At 72.8% G+C, this 20079-nt stretch carries 15 protein-coding genes and 1 pseudogene; 9 read left to right on the plus strand and 7 right to left on the minus strand.

The window, feature by feature from the left end:
* On the minus strand, positions 1 to 732 hold a 732-nt coding region (locus tag SLP03_RS18340), incomplete at its 3' end, for an N-acetylglucosamine kinase (RefSeq protein ID WP_319461827.1).
* Between the two features lie 198 nt (positions 733 to 930).
* Here SLP03_RS18340 and SLP03_RS18345 point away from each other — a divergent pair.
* From SLP03_RS18345 to SLP03_RS18380, 8 genes are all read left to right on the plus strand, one after another.
* Positions 931 to 1899, plus strand: coding sequence for a MurR/RpiR family transcriptional regulator (locus SLP03_RS18345; protein ID WP_319461828.1), 969 nt, complete (start codon positions 931 to 933; stop codon positions 1897 to 1899).
* Positions 1896 to 2645 carry an SIS domain-containing protein gene (locus SLP03_RS18350; protein ID WP_319461829.1) on the plus strand — a complete coding sequence of 250 codons (750 nt, stop codon included), beginning with the start codon at positions 1896 to 1898 and terminating at the stop codon, positions 2643 to 2645. The genes SLP03_RS18345 and SLP03_RS18350 overlap by 4 nt, the downstream gene beginning before the upstream one ends.
* Positions 2646 to 2671: 26 nt before the next feature.
* Positions 2672 to 4081, plus strand: coding sequence for an N-acetylglucosamine/diacetylchitobiose ABC transporter substrate-binding protein (gene ngcE / locus SLP03_RS18355; RefSeq protein WP_319461830.1), 1410 nt, complete (start codon positions 2672 to 2674; stop codon positions 4079 to 4081).
* 32 nt (positions 4082 to 4113) lie between these two features.
* The gene (locus tag SLP03_RS18360; protein ID WP_319461831.1) at positions 4114 to 5055 is read left to right on the plus strand and encodes a sugar ABC transporter permease; all 942 of its coding nucleotides are present in this window, start codon (positions 4114 to 4116) and stop codon (positions 5053 to 5055) included.
* Positions 5056 to 5067: 12 nt separating this feature from the next.
* Positions 5068 to 6024, plus strand: coding sequence for a carbohydrate ABC transporter permease (locus SLP03_RS18365; RefSeq protein ID WP_413644548.1), 957 nt, complete (start codon positions 5068 to 5070; stop codon positions 6022 to 6024).
* Positions 6025 to 6174: 150 nt separating this feature from the next.
* On the plus strand, positions 6175 to 7848 hold the full coding sequence (locus SLP03_RS18370; protein ID WP_413644549.1) for a bifunctional 3'-5' exonuclease/DNA polymerase: 1674 nt from the start codon (positions 6175 to 6177) through the stop codon (positions 7846 to 7848).
* A 142-nt stretch (positions 7849 to 7990) separates the two neighbouring features.
* Entirely contained in the window at positions 7991 to 8584 is a 594-nt protein-coding gene (locus SLP03_RS18375) for an NTP transferase domain-containing protein (protein ID WP_319461832.1), read from the plus strand.
* Between the two features lie 51 nt (positions 8585 to 8635).
* Positions 8636 to 9688 carry a phosphotransferase gene (locus SLP03_RS18380; RefSeq protein ID WP_319461833.1) on the plus strand — a complete coding sequence of 351 codons (1053 nt, stop codon included), beginning with the start codon at positions 8636 to 8638 and terminating at the stop codon, positions 9686 to 9688.
* Positions 9689 to 9757: 69 nt separating this feature from the next.
* On the opposite strand, the gene SLP03_RS18385 is transcribed toward SLP03_RS18380, so the two are convergent.
* From SLP03_RS18385 to SLP03_RS18405, 5 genes and pseudogenes are all read right to left on the minus strand, one after another.
* Positions 9758 to 10669, minus strand: coding sequence for an amidohydrolase family protein (locus tag SLP03_RS18385; RefSeq protein WP_319461834.1), 912 nt, complete (start codon positions 10667 to 10669; stop codon positions 9758 to 9760).
* A complete protein-coding gene (locus SLP03_RS18390) occupies positions 10666 to 11475 on the minus strand; it encodes a metal-dependent hydrolase (protein ID WP_319461835.1) in 810 nt (269 codons plus the stop codon). Before SLP03_RS18390 ends, SLP03_RS18385 begins: the two co-directional genes overlap by 4 nt.
* 310 nt (positions 11476 to 11785) lie before the next feature.
* Positions 11786 to 12300, minus strand: a pseudogene (locus SLP03_RS18395) (serine/threonine-protein kinase); the annotation flags it as partial.
* An 82-nt stretch (positions 12301 to 12382) separates the two neighbouring features.
* Complete coding sequence (locus SLP03_RS18400; RefSeq protein WP_319461836.1) at positions 12383 to 13714, minus strand: glycosyltransferase family 4 protein; 1332 nt, start codon at positions 13712 to 13714, stop codon at positions 12383 to 12385.
* Between the two features lie 145 nt (positions 13715 to 13859).
* Positions 13860 to 15800, minus strand: coding sequence for an amylo-alpha-1,6-glucosidase (locus tag SLP03_RS18405; protein ID WP_319461837.1), 1941 nt, complete (start codon positions 15798 to 15800; stop codon positions 13860 to 13862).
* Positions 15801 to 15842: 42 nt separating this feature from the next.
* On the opposite strand from SLP03_RS18405, the gene SLP03_RS18410 reads away from it, so the two are divergent.
* Complete coding sequence (locus SLP03_RS18410) at positions 15843 to 18548, plus strand: MGH1-like glycoside hydrolase domain-containing protein (RefSeq protein ID WP_319461838.1); 2706 nt, start codon at positions 15843 to 15845, stop codon at positions 18546 to 18548.
* Between the two features lie 53 nt (positions 18549 to 18601).
* Here the strand turns inward: SLP03_RS18410 and SLP03_RS18415 are convergent, their stop codons facing one another.
* Positions 18602 to 19951, minus strand: coding sequence for a hypothetical protein (locus SLP03_RS18415; protein WP_319461839.1), 1350 nt, complete (start codon positions 19949 to 19951; stop codon positions 18602 to 18604).
* Between the last annotated feature and the right edge of the window lie 128 nt (positions 19952 to 20079).

Here is a 20079-nt window from a genome sequence, read left to right on the forward strand (position 1 = left end):
GGCGGCCCGGGCGACCAGGTCGAGGCCGGTCGGCTCACCCTCGACGGCCGCCGCCACCACGAGTGGGGCGAGCCGGGCCAGCTCCACCGGCGGGCGGCGGGTCACCGCCTGCACCACCGCCTCGGCGGTCGCCCGGGGTCGGGCCGCCTCCTCGGTCGCGCCGGTCAGCTCGGCGAGCACCCGGGTGGCGAGCACGCCCGGTGGCCGGGCCCGGTCCAGGTCGGTCAGCAGCCGCCGGACCGCCTCCCGGCCGAGCCAGAAGCCGGAGCCGGCGTCGCCGAGGAGCCAGCCGTGCCCGTCCGCGACGCGGTCCAGGCGCAGCTCGCGTACCTGGGCGGCGATCGCGCCGGTCCCGGCGATCAGCACGGTGCCGTCCGGGACCGCGGTGCCCGAGGCGTACGCGACGAGGGCGTCGCCGTGCACCGCGTACGGGCAGCGCAGGCCGGCGTCGTGCCAGGCGCGGTCGAACGCCGCGCGGCCTGCCGGGTCGGCGAGCAGCCGGCCGGCCCCGGCCAGCCCGATGGCGCCGGCGCGGACCCTGGATGGGTCCATCTCGGCGAGCGCGGCCCGCAGGGCCACCAGCAGCTCGTGGGCGGCCCGGTCGGCGCCGTGGCTGGTCGGGTTGCCGCCGCCGGCCCGGCCCGTGCCGAGGCGTACGCCGTCGAGGCGCAGCGCGGCCGCGCGGGTGGACGTACCTCCGATGTCGAGACCGACCACGACGGTGCCGGACATCCGCTGGGCCTCCCTGGGGTCGCTGGCTGGCGGCCTTCATGCTGGTCGGCCCGGCTCCCCGAGGCAAGATCCGTGGCCGCGGCGGGCGCTGTGCGCCAGGTAACAGTTTGAAAACTTCGCCCACAGCCTTGACACGGAGGGCCCTTCAGTAAGAGTTTTTACCACTAACAGTTAACACTCTTTTCCGAAAGGCGTCCCATGGTTGATCACGAGGTGGACACCCCCGCGCTGCACCTGCACGCGGTGGTCGACGCCGACGCGGTCGACCGGCGGGGGGCGGTGGGCGTCTCCGCGGACGGGGTGCTGGCCAGGGTCCGGGCCGGGGCGGGGGAGCTGACGGGGGCGTTGCGCCGGGTCGCTGAGCACGTGCTGAGCGACCCGGAGGCGGCGGCCCGGGCCACCATCGTGGAGCTGGCCGAGCGCAGCGGCACCTCACCGGCGACCATCACCCGGTTCTGCCGGGCGATGGGCTTCGAGGGCTACGCCGACCTGCGACTTGGCATCGCCTCGGAGACCGGCCGGGCCCGCTCGGCGGGCTGGACGGTCGACATCGGCCGGGAGATCCAGCCGAGCGACCCGCTGTCCCGGGTGCTCGACCAGATCATGGCCGCCGACACCCGGGCCATGCACGACACGGCCGCGCTGCTCGACCTGGCCGAAGTGGAACGTGCCGCCGTGGCCATCGCCGGGGCCAGCCGGGTGAACATCTTCGGCGCCAGCGGCAGCGCCCTCGTCGGCGAGGAGATGCAGTTCAGCCTGCACCGCATCGGGGTGGCCGCCTGGGCCTGGAGCGACGTGCACGAGGGGCTGGCCAGCGCCGCCCTGCTGGGCGCGGGCGACGTGGCGCTCGGTATCTCGCACACCGGGCAGACCCGGGAGACCATCGAGATGCTCGCCGAGGCGGGCAGCCGGGGCGCCACCACCATCGCCCTGACCGGCTTCCCCCGCTCGCCCCTGGCCGAGCTCGCCGACTTCGTGCTGCTCACGGCCAGCCAGGCCACCACCTTCCGGCCGGACGCGCTCTCCGCCCGGCATCCCCAGCTCGTCGTCCTCGACCTGCTCTACATCGCGGTGGCGCAGCGCACCCACGACCGCGCCCACGCGGCCTTCCGGCGTACCGCCCAGGCAGTCGACGGGCACAAGGCGGCAAAGGGGGCCGCCTCATGATCAGTGCGCAGCGGTACGCGGACGCCGTCCGCCCGGTGCTCGACCGCCTGGTCGACACCCAGGCCGACGCGGTCGACCGGGCGGCCGACCTGATCGCCGCCGGGCTGCGGGCGGGCGGGGTGCTCCAGGGCTTCGGCGCCGGGCACTCCGAGGCGTTCGCCGCCGAACTGGTCGCCCGGGCCGGCGGGCTGGTCCCCACCAACCGGCTCTCCCTGCACGACCTGGTGCTGCACGGCGACGCGCCCCGCGACGTGCTCGCCGACCCCAAGCTGGAACGCGACCCGGCCGTCGCGCGCCAGCTCTACGCGCTCGCGGCCCCGCATCCGCGGGACGTGTTCGTGGTCGCCTCCCAGTCCGGCATCAACGGCTCGGTCGTCGAGCTGGCGACGCTGGTGAAGGAGCGCGGCCACCCGCTGATCGCGGTCACCTCGGTCGAGCACACCGCACGGGTCGCCCCGCGGCACCCGTCCGGGCACCGGCTCGCCGACCTCGCCGACGTCGTGCTGGACAACGGCGCGCCGTACGGCGACGCACTGCTGCCGCTCGAGGGCGGCGGCGCGGTCTGTGCGGTCTCGTCGGTCACCGCGGCGCTGCTGGCGCAGCTGCTGACCGCCGAGGTCGTACGACGGTTCCACCAGGCCGGGGAGGTACCCCCTATCTACCTCTCCGCCAACGTCCCCGGTGGGGACGAGCACAACCTCGCCCTCGAGTCGCGGTACGCCGGGCGCCTCCGGCGGACCGCCTGACCCGGACACCACAAGGAGAAACAGAGATGTCGGTTACCCCCGAGAACCTCGGAGACCTCAACCGCCGGACCCTGCTGCGGCGGGCCGCCGCCGCCGGCCTGCTGGTCACCCCGGCCGCCGGCCTGCTCAGCGCCTGCGCCGGCAGCGAGCCGACCAAGTCCAACGACGCCGGCGCCAAGAGCAAGGACAACCCGTTCGGCGTCAAGGACGGCAGCGCCGTCAAGGTGGTCGTCTTCAACGGCGGCCTGGGCGACCAGTGGGCCAAGGAAGACAAGGTCGTCTTCAACGCGAAGCACGCCAAGGTCACGGTCAACATGAGCTCCACCCAGAAGATCAAGACCGAAGAACAGCCGAAGATGGCGACCCAGCCGAGCGACCTGGTCATGAACTCGGGCGCGGACAGCATGGATCGCAGCACGCTGATCAACGAGGGCGCGATCGAACCGCTCGACGACCTGCTCACCGCGCCCGCGTGGGACGGCGAGGGCACGGTGGCCGACTCGCTGCTGCCGGGCACGGTCGGCGACGGCACCCAGAACGGGAAGTTCTACGTCGTGAACGTGGCGTACACGGTGTGGGGCAACTGGTACAACGCGGCCCTGTTCAAGAAGGAGGGTTGGCAGGCGCCGACGACCTGGGACGAGTTCTTCGCGCTCGCGCCGAAGATCAAGGCCAAGGGCATGGCGCCGTACGTGCACGACGCGGTCCACGGCTACTACCCCCGCTGGGCGCTCATGGCGAGCATCTGGAAGTCCGCGGGCAAGCAGGCGGTCATCGACATTGACAACCTCAAGGACAACGCCTGGAAGGCCGACGGCGTCCTCAAGGCGCTGGAGCCCTGGGAGAAGCTGGTCAAGGACCGGCTGCTGCTGCCGGGCAAGCTCGACCACACCCAGTCGCAGCAGGCCTGGCTCGACGGCAAGGCCGCGTTCATCCAGGTCGGCACCTGGCTGAAGAACGAGATGTCCGCGACCATCCCGCCGGGCTTCGAGCTGACGCTCTCGGACTACTGGTCCAACCCGGGCGACAAGGCGGCCAAGGACGTGTTCGCCGGGTCCGGCGAGGGCTTCGTGGTGCCGAGCAAGGCGCCGAACAAGGAAGCCGCCAAGGAGTTCCTGCGGGCGATCCTGTCCAAGGCCGGCTCGGCGAAGTTCGCGGAGCTGACCAAGTCGCTGGCCTCGACCAAGGGCTCCGGCGACAACGTGCAGGACACCGCGCTGTCGTCCGCGAACACGCTGATGAAGAACGCTACCGGGGACCTGATCTCGGTCAAGTTCCCGGACTTCTACGCCGACCTGGACAAGGAGAGCCAGAACCTGTCCGAGGAGCTGATGGCCGGCCGGCTCACCGCGCAGCAGTTTGTGGACAAGATGCAGGCGGCCGCGGACAAGGTCGCCAAGGACTCCTCGATCAAGAAGCAGACCCGGACGGCCTGATCAATCCGGATCAGTTAGAGAAGTGAGCGACCATGCGGCATGGTGTTGCGCGTTTCGTCACGGGTTTCCTGGCCCTGCCCGTCGGGCTCTACCTCTTCTACGTGGTATGGCCCTTCGCGCAGGCGGCGGGATACTCGCTGACCGACTGGGGTGGGTACTCGGACTCCCAGCACTTCGTCGGTCTTGACAACTACGTCCGGCTACTGTCGGACGAGTTGATCAGGAAGGCCTTCTGGCACAACGTGTTCTTCCTGGTCACCGTGCCGCTGTTCACGATCGCGCTGGCCCTGTTCCTCGCGTTCCTGCTCAACGTGGGCGGACGCGAGGACAGGGCCGGCATCCGGGGCGTGTTCGGCTCCGCCCTCTACAAGGTCATCTTCTTCTTCCCGCAGGTGCTGTCCCTCGTGGTCATCGCCGTGATGTGGCAGCAGATCTACCGGACCGACAGCCAGGGCCTGATCAACGGCCTGCTCATCAAGCTGGGGCTGGGCGACCCGGAGAACCCGCTCGCCTTCACCGCCGACCCGGAGCCCTTCCTCGGCGTGCCGGCGGTGCTGTGGTGGCTGCTGCTGATCGCGGTGTGGAGCGGCGCCGGCTTCTACATGGTGCTCTTCTCGGCGGCGATGCAGTCCATCCCGAAGGACATCTACGAGGCGGCCATCCTCGACGGGGCCAGCCGCTTCCACACCTTCTTCCGGATCACGCTGCCGCTGCTGCGGGACACCATCTCGGTGGCCTGGGTGTACCTGGGCTTCATCGCGCTGGACATGTACGCCCTGGTCTACGTCATGACACCCAGCCAGGGCGGCCCGAACCACGCCAGCGAGATCTTCGCGTCGGTGCTCAACTTCACCGCGTTCCAGAAGGGCCAGTTCGGCTACGCCTGCGCGATGGGTGTCGCCCTGGCGATCTTCACGATCCTGCTCGCCGCGGCGCAGCTGAGGATCACCCGTCGCGACCGTATCGAGTTCTGAGGAGGCTGGACGATGAGCACGGCGACCCACGGTGGTCTGACCCGGCCGGATCAGGGCCCCTCGACTCCACCGGCCCCCGCACCGCGCACCACGTCCCGCGCCGCCGCGATCGGCGGCCGGATCTTCAACGGCTTCTCCCACATCTTCCTGCTGGTCTGGGCCGTGATGGTGATCTACCCGCTGCTGTGGGTGGTGATGTCGGCGCTCAAGAGCGACTCGGAGGTGATCCGCGCGCCGCTGTCCCTGATCCCCGACAAGCTGCACTGGGACAACTTCTCCCGGGCCTGGGGGGCGGGACACCTGGGGGCGTTCTTCCTCAACACCATCCTGGTGCTGGCCGGCAGCGTGTTCCTCACCATGCTGCTCGGCTCGATGGCCGCGTACGCGCTGGCCCGCTACGAGTTTCGCGGTAATCGGCTGATCTACTACATGTTCCTCTCCGGGCTGACCCTGCCGATCTACCTCGCCGCGGTGCCGCTGTTCAAGGGCGTCTACAACACGGGCGCCGTCGTCCCGCTGCTCGGCCCGAACAAGCACGTCATGCTGATCGTGGTCTACGTGGCCTGGTCGCTGTCGTTCACGATCTTCTTCATGCACTCGTTCTTCCGGACGTTGCCCGACTCGATCGCCGAGGCGGCGATGGTCGACGGCGCCTCGCACAGCCGGCTCTTCTTCAGCGTCATGCTGCCGATGTCGAAGCCGGGGCTGATCAGCATCGGCATCTTCAACGTGCTGGGCCAGTGGAACCAGTGGTACCTGCCGACCCTGCTCATGCAGTCGGTGTCCGGTGAGCCGAAGAACCAGGTGATCTCCCAGGGGCTGATCGAGCTCTCGGTCAACCAGGGCTACAAGTCCGACTGGTCCGGACTCTTCGCGGGCGTCACCATGGCGATGCTCCCGGTGCTGGTCGTGTACATCGTCTTCCAGCGCCAGGTGCAGTCCGGCCTGACGGCCGGCGTGGGCAAGTAGCCCGCCTCCGCGGGGCCGGCCCGCCTCGAGGGGCGCAGCTTCACGGAAAGAGTGGCCATTCCGCCCGGGATGGCCACTCTTTCCGTGAAAGAGGGCACTCGGGTGCCGGCGCGGGGCGGAGTGTCGCAGGGGCGGGGCAGAATCGCGTCCGTGCTGGTGGCGGTGGTGGCGGACGAGCGGGGCGGGGGAGTGCTGCAACCCCTCGATGCCGCCGGTCGGCCCGTCGGGCCGGCGGAGCCGGTGACCGACCTCGCCGCCGCGGTGGCCGCCCGGGAGGCCGCCGAGCGTCCGCGCTGGGTGTGGGCCGCCGGATCGACGGTCTATCCCGCGTTGCTGCGCGCCGGGGGCCGGCTGGACCGCTGCCACGACGTGGAGCTGACCGAGGCGCTGCTGCTCGGGCACGTCGGCCGCTGGGGCGAGCCCCGCTCGCTCGCCGCGGCCTGGGCGCGGCTGACCGGCGCGCCGGTCCCGCCCGACCCGGCGCCCCGCGTGCCGGAGCCGCCGGGCCACGGGCAGGCCGCGCTCTTCGACGCGCCGTCCGGTCCGCCCGGCCCGGGCATCCAGGCGTTGACCCGGGTGTACGCGGACCAGCTCGCCCGGATCGCCGCGACCGAGCACCCCGGCCGGTTCCGGCTGCTCGTGGCGGCCGAGTCGGCGGGCGCGCTGATCGCCACGGAGATGGGGGCGGCCGGGCTGCCGTGGCGGGCCGAGGTGCACGATGCGATCCTCGCCGAGCTGCTCGGGGAGGCCTCCCCGGTGGGCGGGCCGCCGCGCCGGCTGGCCGAGCTGGCCGCCCGGATCGCGGCGGCGTTCGGCGTCCGGCAGCTGCACGCGGACTCCCCGGCGGAGCTGTTGAAGGCGTTCGCCCGGGCCGGGGTGGAGCTGCCGAACACCCGGGCCTGGGTGCTGCGCGGGGTGGAGCATCCGGCGGTGCCGCTGGTCCTGGAGTACAAGGAGCTCTACCGGATCTGGACGGCGCACGGCTGGGCGTGGCGGGACGCCTGGGTCTCCGACGGCCGATTCCACCCGGAGTACGTGCCCGGCGGCGTGGTCTCCGGCCGGTGGGCCACCCGGGGCGGCGGGGCGCTGCAGATCCCGAAGGTGATCCGGCGGGCGGTGGTGGCCGATCCCGGTTGGGCCTTCGTCGTCGCCGACGCGGGCCAGTTGGAGCCGCGGGTGCTGGCGGCGGTCTCCGGGGACGCCCGGCTGGCGGCGGCCGGCGGGGCCGGTGATCTCTACGCCGCGCTCGCCCGGGACGCCTTCGCCGGTGACCGGGCCCGGGCGAAGGTGGCCCTGCTCGGCGCGATGTACGGGCAGACCGGCGGGTCGGCGGTGCCCGCTCTGGCGGTGCTCAAGCGGAACTACCCGACCGCTTTCGGGTACGTCGAGGCGGCGGCGCGGACCGGCGAGGCCGGTGGGCTGGTGCGCTCCTGGCTCGGGCGTACCTGCCCGCCGGGCTCGGCCGGGCTCATCGACGGTGACGAGGCGGACCCGGACGCCGGGGTGGACCCGCAGGGGCCCCGGGCCCGCGCCGCCCGCTCCCGGGGCCGATTCACCCGCAACTTCGTCATCCAGGCGACCGCTGCCGAGTGGGCCTCGACGCTGCTGGCCACGTTGCGGACGGCGCTGGCCGGCACCGAGGCGGAGCTGGTCTTCTTCCAGCACGACGAGGTGGTCGTGCACTGCCCGGCCGGGCAGGCCGACGCGGTGGCGGAGGCGGTCACCGCCGCGGGCGCGCGGGCGTCGGCGCTGCTCTTCGGCGACACCCCGGTCCGGTTTCCCCTGGATCTGTCCATCGTCGACTGCTACGGCGACGCGGCATAGCCGGGCAATTTTCCCTTTTGCCCCGCTACCCCGCCCGGGTGGCGCTCGTTGGGTCCGGTGTGCGTACGACGGGACGAACCGGATGCGAGTGTGTCGGTGCCGCCCCCAGGACAAGGGAGCGCAGCTGAACCGGATCGCAGGAATGATCATCGCCGCGGGCGGGGGACGTCGCATCGGCGGACCCGAGGCGCTGTTGCACCAGGGGGAGAAGCCCCTGGTGAACCGGATGATCGACACGATGGTCGAGGCGGGCTGCGCGCAGATCGTGGTCGTACTGGGCGCGGCGGCCGACCAGGTCCGCCAGACGACGGACCTGACCGGGGTCACCGTGGTGGTCAACCGGGCGTGGGGGACCGGGGTCGGTTCCTCCATCCGCGCCGGCCTGGCGACCCTGACCGACGAGGGGATCGAGGCGGTCGTCGTGGTGCCCGTGGACATGCCGGGGCTCACCGCCGGGGCGGTCCGGCGGGTGACCATGCTGCCGTACCCCGACGTGCTGGTCTGCGCCACCTACGACGGGCTGCGCGGCTACCCGATGCTCTTCGGTCGCCGGCACTGGGCCGGCATCGCCACCCTGGCCAGCGCGGACGTCGGCGCCCGGCCCTACCTGCTGGCGCACAAGGACCAGATCGTCGACATCTCGTGCGACTCGGTGGCCGACGGCAGCCGGGTGGACAGCCCCGAGCTGATGGCGCTGTACGGGCTCACCGTGCCCGAGCAGCGGGTGGGCGCCTGACCGTCACCGGCGGGCCCCACCACTGGGCTTCGCCCCGATAGTCTGCCCGGAATGACCCGCCCCCCGCTCGACCTCGTACCCGCCGACATGCCGGCGTCGCCGCTGATCCACAACCCGCTCAACGGGGTCACCGGCGGCATCTGGGGGACCCGCCGGGACGGCAGGCCGGCGGTGCTCAAGCTGATCACCCCGCCGGTTGGCGGGAGCGGTCCGGCGCACTGGGCCGCTAGCGAGGACCCCGGGCACTGGAACTACTGGCGGCGCGAGGTCGAGGCGTACGCCAGCGGACTGGCCACCACTTGCTGGGCCGACGCGGGCCTGGTCGCCCCCGAGCTGCTGGCGGTCGACGAGCGGGCGGACGGCACGGTCGCGCTCTGGCTGGCCGAGGTGGACGGACCCCCGGGGACCGCCGGCACGGTTGACGACCTGGCCGAGGTGGCCCGCCGGCTCGGCGCCGGGCACGCCGACTGGCTGGCCGGGCGCGGGCCGCGGGCCGCGTCCCCGGTCCGGTACGACTGGCTGGCCCGGGACTGGCTGCGCGACTACACCCTGAGCCGTCCCGTGACCGAGCCGGTGCCGTGGGACCATCCGGTCGCTGTCGCGGCCTGGCCGGGGCAGCTCCGGGACGACCTGAGCGGCCTCTGGGAGCGCCGGCACGCGGTGCTGGCCGCCACCGACCGGCTGCCCCGTACCCTCTGCCACCACGACCTCTGGCCGGCGAACCTGGTCTTCGCCGACGACGGTCCGGTGCTGCTGGACTGGTCCTTCGTGGGTCCGGGACCGATCGGCGAGGACGCGGCCAACCTGGTGCTGGACACCTTCTTCGACGGCCTGGTGGACGTCGCGCTGCTGGCCGACGTGGCCGACGCGGTGCTGGACGGCTACCTCACGGGGATGCGCGGCGCGGTCGACCCGGCGCTGGTCGTTCGCGCGGTCCGGCTCACCGGCGCGGCCAAGTACTTCTGGCTCGCGCCGGTGATGCTCAACCGGGCCGGCGGTGCCACCGGTCAGACCTACGACGGGCGAGACGAGGCGGCCATGTTCGCCGGCCGCCGGCCGGTGCTGGAACTGCTGACCCGGTGGGCGGCCGAGGCGATGGGCTGACCCGCCGCCCTCGCCCACGCCGGCTTGCCCACCGGCGGGGGCACCGACCCGCGTGTCCGCCACCCCGACTCAGGTCAGGTCGAACAGGGCCGCCGCGCTCTCCCAGCAGACCGCGCGCAGCCAGTCGTCGCCGAGGTCCAACGCGGCCAGGCCGGCGAGCTGCTCGACGTACGGGTAGGGGATGTTCGGGAAGTCGCTGCCGAGCAGCACCTTGCCGGCCAGCCCCAGCTCACGCAGCCGGGGCAGTTCCCCGGCCGGGAACGGCATGAAGCGTTCGAAGAACGAGGTGAACGCCATGGTGGTGTCCAGCCGCACCCGGTCGTACGTCTCCGCCAGGTCGAGGAACGCGGGATAGTCCGGCGCGCCCAGGTGGGCCACGATCGCGGTCAGTCCCGGATGCCGGGCGAGCAGCGCGGCGAACGGCTCCGGACCGGTGTGGGCGGTGCCGACCGGCGCGTGCCCGGCGTGCACCACCACCGGTACGCCGGCGTCGGCGAGCAGCCCCCACACGGCGTCCAGCGCCGGGTCGGTGGGGAGGAACCCGCCGACCTGGACGTGCACCTTGAACACCCGGGCACCGGCGGCCAGGGCTTCGGTTACATAGCGCGCCGCCTCCGGCTCCGGGTAGAAGGTGGCCGAGGGCAGGCAGCGCGGCGTGGCCCGGGCGAACTCCAACGTCCACCGGTTCAGCGCTTCCGCCATGCCGGGCCGGTGCGGGTACGCCAGCGCGGTGAACGCCCGTACGCCGAGCCGGTGCAGGTGCGCCACCCGCTCGGCGTCGCTCCACCGGTACCGGATCGGCCATTCCGTGCCGACCAGCGGCCCGGCGGCGTCGAAGTAGGCCCACACCTTGCGCAGCAGCCGGGGCGGCAGGAAGTGCGTGTGCACGTCCGCCAGGCCGGGCAGGCCCAGCCCCTGCCAGAACGCCGGCACGGTGGCGTCCGCGGCCGGCGGCTGCGCCACGCCCTCGACGTCCGTCATACCTCGATGTTGAACCGGTGCAGCACCGACGGCGCGACCAGCCCCACCGCGGCGAGCACCGCCAGCACGGTCAGCGCGGCCCGGAGCACGATCACCTCGGCCTTGCTGCCGGTGCGCAGCGCGATGCTGTTCGGCAGGCCGACCATCGTCCACATCCGTCGTTTGATCGGGATCGGCCAGAGGATCGGCACCCCGGCCCGGGTGACCATGTCGCCGAGGATGTGCACGAAACAACCCACCCCGACGGCCAACCCGATCAGCGGATAGCCCCGGTCGCCCGGCAGGGTGGCGAAGGTGAACCAGGCGGCGGCCGCCGAGGCCAGCGTGACGATCACCCAGCCGGCCCGCTCGGCCCACTCGTCGAAGAGCCCGCGCAGCGCCAGCCCGATCATGAAGAAGAGGATGCTGACCACCGCCCACTTGCCGTAGTGGGCGCAGAGCGCCGTGGTGCCCCAGCCGACCAGCACGGTGAACGGGAGGGTGTGGGTCAGCGTGCGGTGACCGTTGTTGCGGCGCGGATCCTTGCTGAGCTTGGTGGCGTAGTAGACGCCCAACGAGACCTTCTCCATCACCTCGGCGATGAAGAGGCTGAACACGCCGAAGGTCCGGGCGACCGTCGCCCCACCCTGGTTGCGGGTCACCTTGCCGGAAAGGTCGAGGTCGGGGAAGAGCGCCCCGCCCGCGCAGACCGCGGTCCCCACCGCGAGCGCCAGCGGCGTCTGGTGGTAGTCGGCGAACTGGTCCAGCGCCCAGGACCCGGCCAGCCACACCGCCGCGCCGGACAGCGCGTGGGACGGTCCCATCATGTCGACTCGCCCTCCCCAGAGATCTTGATCGGCAAAACTACGCCACTGTAGTTCAGCCCCGCTTCGCAGGGGCATCACCCGGACGGTCCACTGGGGAGGGGATCAGGGACCGGGCCGGAAGCTTTGTCGGATCATCAGGAAGTAGGTCGCGTTGACCTGCCAGTCGAACTCTCAGCAGCCGAGACCCGCCGGGCTCCCGGAAGCAGGTCACCCCGCCGTCGGTCCAGCGCAGCCAGTTCACCGGCGCGGCGATCCGGAACCCGGACGGGTCGACGTACCAGGTCCAGGCGAAGGCCGCCGGGCGGCCCGTCGGGGCGCCCGGCGCGGTGGCCAGCGCGGTCAGCGTCGCCATCGCGCTGGCGCGCGTACGGGGACTGCCCCTCCACGCCGCGCAGAGCGTCGCCCCGAGCGACCACAGGTCGGTACGCGGGTCGGAGATCCCCTCCCGGCCCGCTCCGGGGCGACGAACTGCGGTGAGCCGAGCACCAGCCCCGGCCCGGTCATCGCCCCGTCCCCGCCGACGAACGTGGCCAGCCCGAAGTCGGTCAGCACCACGCGGCCGTCGTGGGCGACCAGCACGTTGTGCGGCTTGACGTCCCGGTGCAGCACCCCGGCGGCGTGCGCGGCGCGCAGCGCGGCCAGCACCGCCAACCCGATCTCCGCGGTCCGCCGGGGCGGGAACGGGCCGTCGGTGCTCAGCAGCTCCTGCACCGAGCGGGACGGCACGTACTCCATGACGATCCAGGGGCTGCCCCGGTCGTGCACCACGTCGTAGATGCGGACCACGTTCGGGTGGTTTCCCCGTGCGGCTGGACGAACTGGCCGAGGGCGGCCACCTGCGCGACATCGAACTTCACCACAGCCAACGGATCGGGCATGGCCTATCGGACGTCCACGCGGTGCCGGTTCAGCAGGCGGCCCCCTCCCCGGTCAGCAGATTTCCGTCGGGGATGGCGAGCCGGGGCCGATCGCCGGCCAGCAGGGCCGCCGCCCGGCGGGCCTGGAGCGGCCTGTGCTCCCGCCGGGCGGCGGCATAGCTGGTGGCGGTTCGGGCGGCGATGGTCGACCAGCCGTACCGCTCGGCGACCATGGTCCGGGCCCGCCGGGCGACCCGACGGGCGAAGACCTCGTCGCCGAGGAGCTGGTCGACCGCCCCGGCGAGGGCGCCGGGATCGCTGTGCGGGAAGGTCACCCCGGTCACCCCGGGCTCGACGATCTCGGCCAGTCCGCCGGTGCGTGCCACCGCGAGCGGCGCCCCAGCGGCGGCCGCCTCCAGGGCGATCATGCCGAACGGCTCGTAGAGGCTGGGGATCACCGTGGCGTCGGTGGCGGCGAGCACCGCGGGCAGCTGGGTGGCGTCCATGAAGCCGGCGAAGCGCACCGTGTCGCCGAGGTGCAGCCGGCGCGCCTCGGCGATCAGCTCCTCCTTGTACGGTCCGTCGCCGGCGATCACCACCCGCAACCCCGGGTGCCGGTCCCGCAGGTACGGCACCGCGTGCACGAGGTGCTGCACGCCCTTCTCGTAGACCAGCCGGCCGGCGTACCCGACCAGTGGGCCGTCCCCGGCGTAGCGGGCCCGGGCGGAGGCGACCGTCCGCGGGCGGGCGTGCCAGGCCCGGTGGTCGACCCCGTTGGGGACCACGTCGATCCGCCCGGGCAGCACGTCGAAAAGTCGGGTCACCTGGTCCCGCATGTAGCCGGAGCAGGCGATCACCCGGGCCGAGGCGTTGCTCAGCCAGTGCTCCACGCCGTGGATGGTGCGGTTCATCTCCTCCGGCAGCCAGCCCTGGTGCCGGCCGGCCTCGGTGGCGTGAATGGTGGTGACCAGCGGCAGGTCGAGGTGTTCGGCCAGGGTGACCGCGGTGTGCGCGACCAGCCAGTCGTGGGCGTGGATGACGTCGTACGAGCCGGACTCGGCGGCACGCAGGGCGGCCCGGGTGAGGGTGTGGTTGAACGCCATCGTCCAGGCCAGCAGCGAGCCGGTGGCGAGCGGGAAGGTCACCGGGTCCTCGGTGGCTCGCAGGATCCGCACGCCGTCGGCGTACTCCTCAAGCGGGGCGCCCGGGGCGTGCCGGGTGATGACGGTGACCTCGTGGCCGGCGGCGGCCAGGGCGACGGAGAGCGCGTGCACGTGGCGGCCGAGTCCACCGACGAGCACGGGCGGGTACTCCCAGGAGAGGATCAGCACCCGCTGGTGCCGGGCGGGGTGGATGTCGATCACGTCGGCGTCAGGTGACATGCGGCGGCCCCCTTTAGTTGTTCCCGCACCACGCGGCGGCCGGCACCACACCGGGGGGTGCCGTCGTCTCGGGTGGGTGGGGCCAATCCTGCCGAGCGGTCGATAACCAGCGGAGACGCGGTGGTTGCCGGTGTGTAACGCGTGCCTATCGGGCCTGCCGGACGCGCAGCAGCTCGGCGACCGACCAGGCCTGGAACGGGCAGCCGGTCGCGGCGTGCGGGGCGAGCCCGTCGGCCGTCTCACTCACCGACCCCAGCCCGTAGTCCACCAAATGGCCCTCAAGCCCGACCAAAATGTCACCGGTGGGCAGGCCGGCCGACCGGCACGCGTCGACGAACGGCCCGATCAGCCACGGCCAGACGGTGCCCTGGTGGTATGCCCCGTCCCGCTCCGCCGGACCGCCCAAGTGCCGCCCGGCGAAACCCGGTGAGTCGGGGGAGAGGCTGCGCGGCCCGAGCGGGGTGAACAGCCCGGCCGCGATGCGCCGCAGGGTCGCCTCGTCCGCCTTTAGCGGGGCGTACGGCAGCGACCAGGCGAGCAGCTGGTTGGGGCGGAGCAGGTCGTCGTCGTGGTGCGCCGCCCCGCCCAGCGGGTACGCCGGGGCCGGCGCGTCCACCACGTCGTACAGCCAGCCCACCGGCGCCGGGAACCGCTTCCGGAACGCCGTGGTCGCCTTCGTGTGCAGCCCCCACAGCGCGGTGGCGTCCCGGCCGGCCAGCTCGGTCAGCTCGGCCAGGCCGGCCAGCCCGTTCACCCAGAGCGCGTTGACCTCCACCGGCTTGCCGGTACGCGGAGTCACCGGCACCCCGTACACCCGGGCGTCCATCCAGGTCAGCGCCGTGTCCGGCGGGCCGCCCTGGGTGAGCAGCCCGTCGGCCGGGTCGACGCCGATGCCGTACCGGGTGCCGGCCAGGTGCGCCTCGACCACCGCGTGCAGCGCGGGCAGCAGCTCGGCGCCGAGGTCGGTGTCCCCGGTGACGGTGACGTGCCGGCCCACCGCGTGCAGGAACCACAGCGTCGCGTCGACGGTGTTGTACTCCACCCGGCCGGTGTCGGCGGTGTTCGACAGCATCCCCTCCGACAGCGTCGCCGCGTACGCCCGCAGCAGCTCCCGACCCTCGTCCGCCCGGTTGGTGCAGAGGAAGAGACCCTCGTACGAGGTCATGGTGTCCCGCGACCAGGCGCCGAACCACGGGTAGCCGGCGACCACGTCCGGGCCGGTCGCGGTGCGCACCACGAACGCGTCGGCGGCCAGGGCGAGCGTGGCCTCCACCGGGTCGGCCGGCTTCGCCGCGGCCACCACGTCCCGGTTGCGCCGCCGGGCCGCCTCGACCAGCGCGGTCGCCGCGGCCGGCTCGTCGGCCAGGTCGTCGGCCCAGGCCAGCACCGACACCGTGTCACCCGGGCGCTCTAGCGCCCCGGAGAAGCGGCCCGCGTACCAGAGGTCCTCGTCCGGGTTCAGCCCGCGGGCCGCCTCCTCACGGTGGCGCACGCCCAGCCACCACTGCCCCTCCGGCGTCCAGTCCGGCCCGGCCAGCCGGAACGCCCCCTCGATCACCGCCCCGCCGGCGGCCGGCTCCATCCGGGGCGTCGGCCCGTCGGCCCGCCGCTCGCCGTGCGCGTCCCGCCAGGTGCAGGCCGCCGCCAGGTCCAGCCGGACCGGGCCGCCCGACACCAGCCGGTGCACCACCGCCACGCAGGACCGGCCGTACGCCATGGCGATCTCCCGCTCGATCACCACGTCGCCGATCCGCCACCGCCAGCGCGGCAGCCCGTCCTCGAGGGCGAACTCCTCCAGCAGCTCGAAGCCGCGCGGGTCGACGTCACCGGAGGACCACTCGTGGGCGCCGAGGCGCACCCGCGCCCCGGACGGCAGGGTGACCGCCGGGTCCAGGCCGACCAGCCCCATCCGGCGGGTCGCCGGCGTCTCTCCGGCCACCACCAGCAGCCCGTGGTACCGGCGGGTCCGCAGCCCGCTGACCGTGCCCATGGCGTAGCCGCCCCGGCCGTCCGGGACCAGCCATTCCCGGGTCGCCCCGGTGGTCAGCTCCCCGCAGACCTGCGGACCGAAACGAATGTCGATCAACTTTCCTCCATCGACGGCGAGGTGCTACACGCCACGACGACAATGGCCGCTGTGGTGATGTACCCCGGCGGCGTCGAAGATGTGCAGGTGATCACTGACCGTCCGACCTCCGCTGCCCCCGACCCCGAGCGTCTCCGGCTCGCCCAGGCCGATGCCGGGGAGCAGGACTGGCGCGCATGGGGTCCCTATCTGTCCGAGCGGGCGTGGGGGACGGTACGGGAGGACTACAGCGAACACGGCACTGCCTGGGACTACTTCCCCCACGATCACGCGCGGTCCCGAGCCTACCGGTGGAACGAGGACGGCATGGCGGGCGTCTGCGACGACCGGCAGACGTTCTGCTTCGCCCTCGCCCTCTGGAACGGCCACGACCCGATCCTCAAGGAGCGGATGTTCGGCCTCGGCGGCGACGGCGGCAACCACGGCGAGGACGTCAAGGAATACTGGTGGTACGAGGACTCCACCCCCACCCACTCCTTCATGCGCTGGCGCTACCACTACCCGCAGGCCGCCTTCCCGTACGACGAGCTGGTCGCGGTCAACGCGCTGCGCGGCCGGGACGACACCGAGTACGAGCTGGTCGACACCGGGATCTTCGACGACGACCGGTACTGGGCGGTGACCGTCGACTACGCCAAGGCGTCCCCGACCGACATGTGCATCCTGGTCACGGTCGCCAACCGGAGCGACCGGGCCGAGCGGCTGCACGTGCTGCCCTCGCTCTGGTTCCGCAACACCTGGGCGTGGGGGCTGCCCGGCGGCGACCGGGTGCCGAAGCTGGTCGGCGACGGCGCGCGGCTGGTCGGCGAGCACTGGGTGCTCGGCCAGATCCTGCTGGAGGGCGACGGCACGCCGACCCCGCTGCTCTGCGACAACGACACCAACGCCGAGCGGCTCTGGGGGCTGCCCGGCCGGTCGCCGTACCCGAAGGACGGCATCAACGACCACGTCGTGGCCGGCGCGGCCACGGTCAACCCGGACCGGGAGGGGACCAAGGGCGCGCTGCACTACGTCTTCGAGGTGCCGGCCGGCGGGCAGCGGCAGATCCGGCTGCGGTTGACCCGGACCGCCCCGCCGCCGCCGGCGCCCGCCCCGCCGCCGCCGGCCGACCTGGTCGACGGCTTCGACGCGGTGCTCTGGGCCCGGCGCGCCGAGGCGAACCGGTTCTTCGACAGCGTCATCCCGGCCGCCGCCGGTGCCGACGAGGCGCTGGTCGCCCGGCAGGCCATCGCCGGGCTGATGTGGGGCAAGCAGTTCTACCACTTCGACGTCAAGCGGTGGCTGGAGGGCGACCTGGGCTCGACGCCGCCCCCGCCGGGGCGGCGGCACGGGCGCAACAGCGCCTGGTGGCACATGAACAGCTTCGACGTGATCTCCATGCCCGACCCCTGGGAGTACCCCTGGTACGCGGCCTGGGACCTGGCCTTCCACTGTGTCACCATCGCCCGGGTCGACCCGGGCTTCGCCAAGGAGCAGCTGCTGCTCCTGCTCCGCGAGTGGTACCTGCACCCCAACGGGCAGATCCCGGCGTACGAGTGGGCGTTCGGCGATGTGAACCCGCCGGTGCACGCCTGGGCGGCGCTGAAGGTCTTCGAGATCGACGGCGCCCGGGACCACGAGTTCCTCGCCCGGGTGATGCACAAGCTGCTGCTCAACTTCACCTGGTGGGTGAACCGCAAGGACACCGGCGGCAACAACGTCTTCGAGGGCGGCTTCCTCGGGCTGGACAACGTCGGACCGTTCGACCGCTCGGCCGCGTTGCCGGTGGCCGGGGTGCTCGAACAGTCCGACGGCACCGGCTGGATGGCCATGTACGCGCTGAACATGCTCGACATGGCGATCGTGCTGGCCGAGCACGACCGGGCGTACGTGGACACCGCGACGAAGTTCTTCGAGCACTTCGCGTACATCGCCGCCGCCGCGTACGACCAGGGGTTGTGGGATGACGAGGACGCCTTCTTCTACGACGTGCTGCGGCTGGCCGACGGCAGCCAGGTCCCGCTGAAGGTCCGCTCGGTGGTGGGGCTGCTGCCGCTCGCCGCGACCACCCGGCTCACCGCGAATACCCTGCGCCGGCTGCCCGAGCTGGGTGCCCGGCTGCGGTGGTTCCTCACCAACCGCCCCGAGTACGCCGAGGTGATCGGCGCCCGCCGGCTCGGCCCCGACGGCCGTCAGCAGCGGCTGCTCTCCATGGTCGGCCCGGACCAGGTGGTCCGGCTGCTCGCCCGGATGCTGGACACCGACGAGTTCCTCTCCGAGTACGGCCTGCGGACGCTCAGCCGGGCCCACCTGGACAAGCCGTTCGCGGTGACCCTCGGCGGCCAGGAGTTCTGCGTCGGTTACGAGCCGGCGGAGTCGACCAGCGGGCTGTTCGGCGGCAACTCCAACTGGCGCGGCCCGATCTGGATGCCGACCAACTTCCTGCTGATCAGCGCGCTGCGCGACTACGCCGCCTTCTTCGGCGACGACCTCCAGGTCGAGTACCCGACCCGGTCCGGGCAGAAGCGGACCCTGGATGAGGTCGCCGACGACCTCTCCGCCCGGCTGATCTCGCTCTTCACCCGGGACGGCTGGGGCCGGCGGCCGATCTACGGCGCGGCCCAGCTCTTCCAGACCCACCCGGACTGGCGGGACCTGATCTGCTTCCCCGAGTACTTCCACGGCGACAACGGCGCCGGCCTGGGGGCCTGGCACCAGACCGGCTGGACCGCGCTGGTCGCCGACCTGATCCTCACCCTGCGCCGCTGACCGGCCCGGGGGCGCGGCGACCTCGTGATCCGTCGCGCCCCCGGCGGTGCGGGTCAGGGCAGCGGGAAGAAGGCGACCCGGCCGTGGTACTCGCCGGCCACCTTGGTGGTGTCGCTGCCGATGAACAGGCCGCGGTCGGTGGCGTACAGCTCGCCGGTGCCGACGCCCCGGTCCTTGGTCGGGTTCCAGGCGAGGGCCCTGCCCGTGACCGGGTTGATCGCCCCGATACCGGGGCGGGAGACCGCCCCGGCGCCGGCCGAGTTGCGGCCGAACGGATTGTCCAGCCAGCGCTGGTGCCCGCCGACGTAGACCGCCGTCCCGGTGATCGCCACCGAGAGCAGCGTGTCCCCGCCGGTGTAGTTGACCCAGGTGGGTTGCTTGCCGGCGGTCTCCGTGCCGAACTCGAAGCGGGACGCCGAGTCGCAGAGCGTCCCCGGGAACGCCGCCCCGGTGCTCACCGCGACGAACCAGGTGCCGTCCGGGGAGATGTCCACCCCACGCAGGTAGGTGGGCATGCTCCGGGCACACTGTGGCTGGTACCGGGTGGTCGACCAGCCGGAGAGGGTGGCGCCGGTAGCGGTCAGCCCCGCGACCGCGAGCTGGTGGCGCGGCTGGCCGGCGACCGAGCTGAAGTTCCCCACGAAGATCAGCCGGCCGCCGTCGGCCGAGACGTCCAGCGCCTCGACCTTCACCGGAGCGGTGACTCCGCTCGAGGTGACCCGGGGACCCTCGAGCCGCAGGTTGACCGACCCGTCGGCGGTGCCGGTGGCCGCGTCCAGCGCGGCCAGCCCGCGCCGGGTCACCCCGGCCACGGTCTGGAACGCCCCGCCCACGATCAGCCGGCCGCCGACGAGGCGCATGTCGTTGACCTGGTTGTTCAGCGCCGCCGGTGCGAACCCGGCGACCCGCGCCCCGGTGGCCGCGTCGATCCGGGCGACGCGGGGCGCGGCGACACCGTTGACCGAGGTGAACGACCCGCCGATGTAGAGCGACCGGCCGTCGGCGGAGGCGGCGAGGGCCTTGACGGTGCCGTTGACCACCGGTCGGAACGCGGTGTCGATCCGGCCGGTGGTGGCGTCGAAGGCGATCAGCCGGGCCATGGCCAGATCGGCCGTCGTCCCGGCGTTGCGGACCTTGGTGAAGGAGCCGGCCAGGTAGACGCGGTTGCCGATCTGGAGGATCCGGTAGACGGTGCCGTCGAGCGCGTGCGGCGTCCAGTTCGCCGGGTCGGCGCTGACCACGGTGGCGTGGGTGGCGTTGACCGCGAGGGCCGGTGTCGCGGAAAGGGCGCTGCCCGCCGCGACGAGTGCGGCCACCAGTCCGGTGGCCGCACTCCGGTGTCGCCGGTTCCGGCCGGGCGGCCGGGACCGGGTCGCGCGTGGATGATCGCGAGAGGTCGTCATCGCCGAAGCATCACCCGGCGACCCGGGCACGCGCAGTCGGCTGCCCGCCGCCGGTACGTCGGCTTTCGGCCAGTCCACCCGGACCGACCGGCCGTCGACCCGGGACATAACCGGATGTCCGGGGCGGC

It is taken from the genome of Micromonospora sp. RTP1Z1 (genome assembly GCF_033804685.1).
Classification (GTDB): Bacteria; Actinomycetota; Actinomycetes; order Mycobacteriales; family Micromonosporaceae; genus Micromonospora.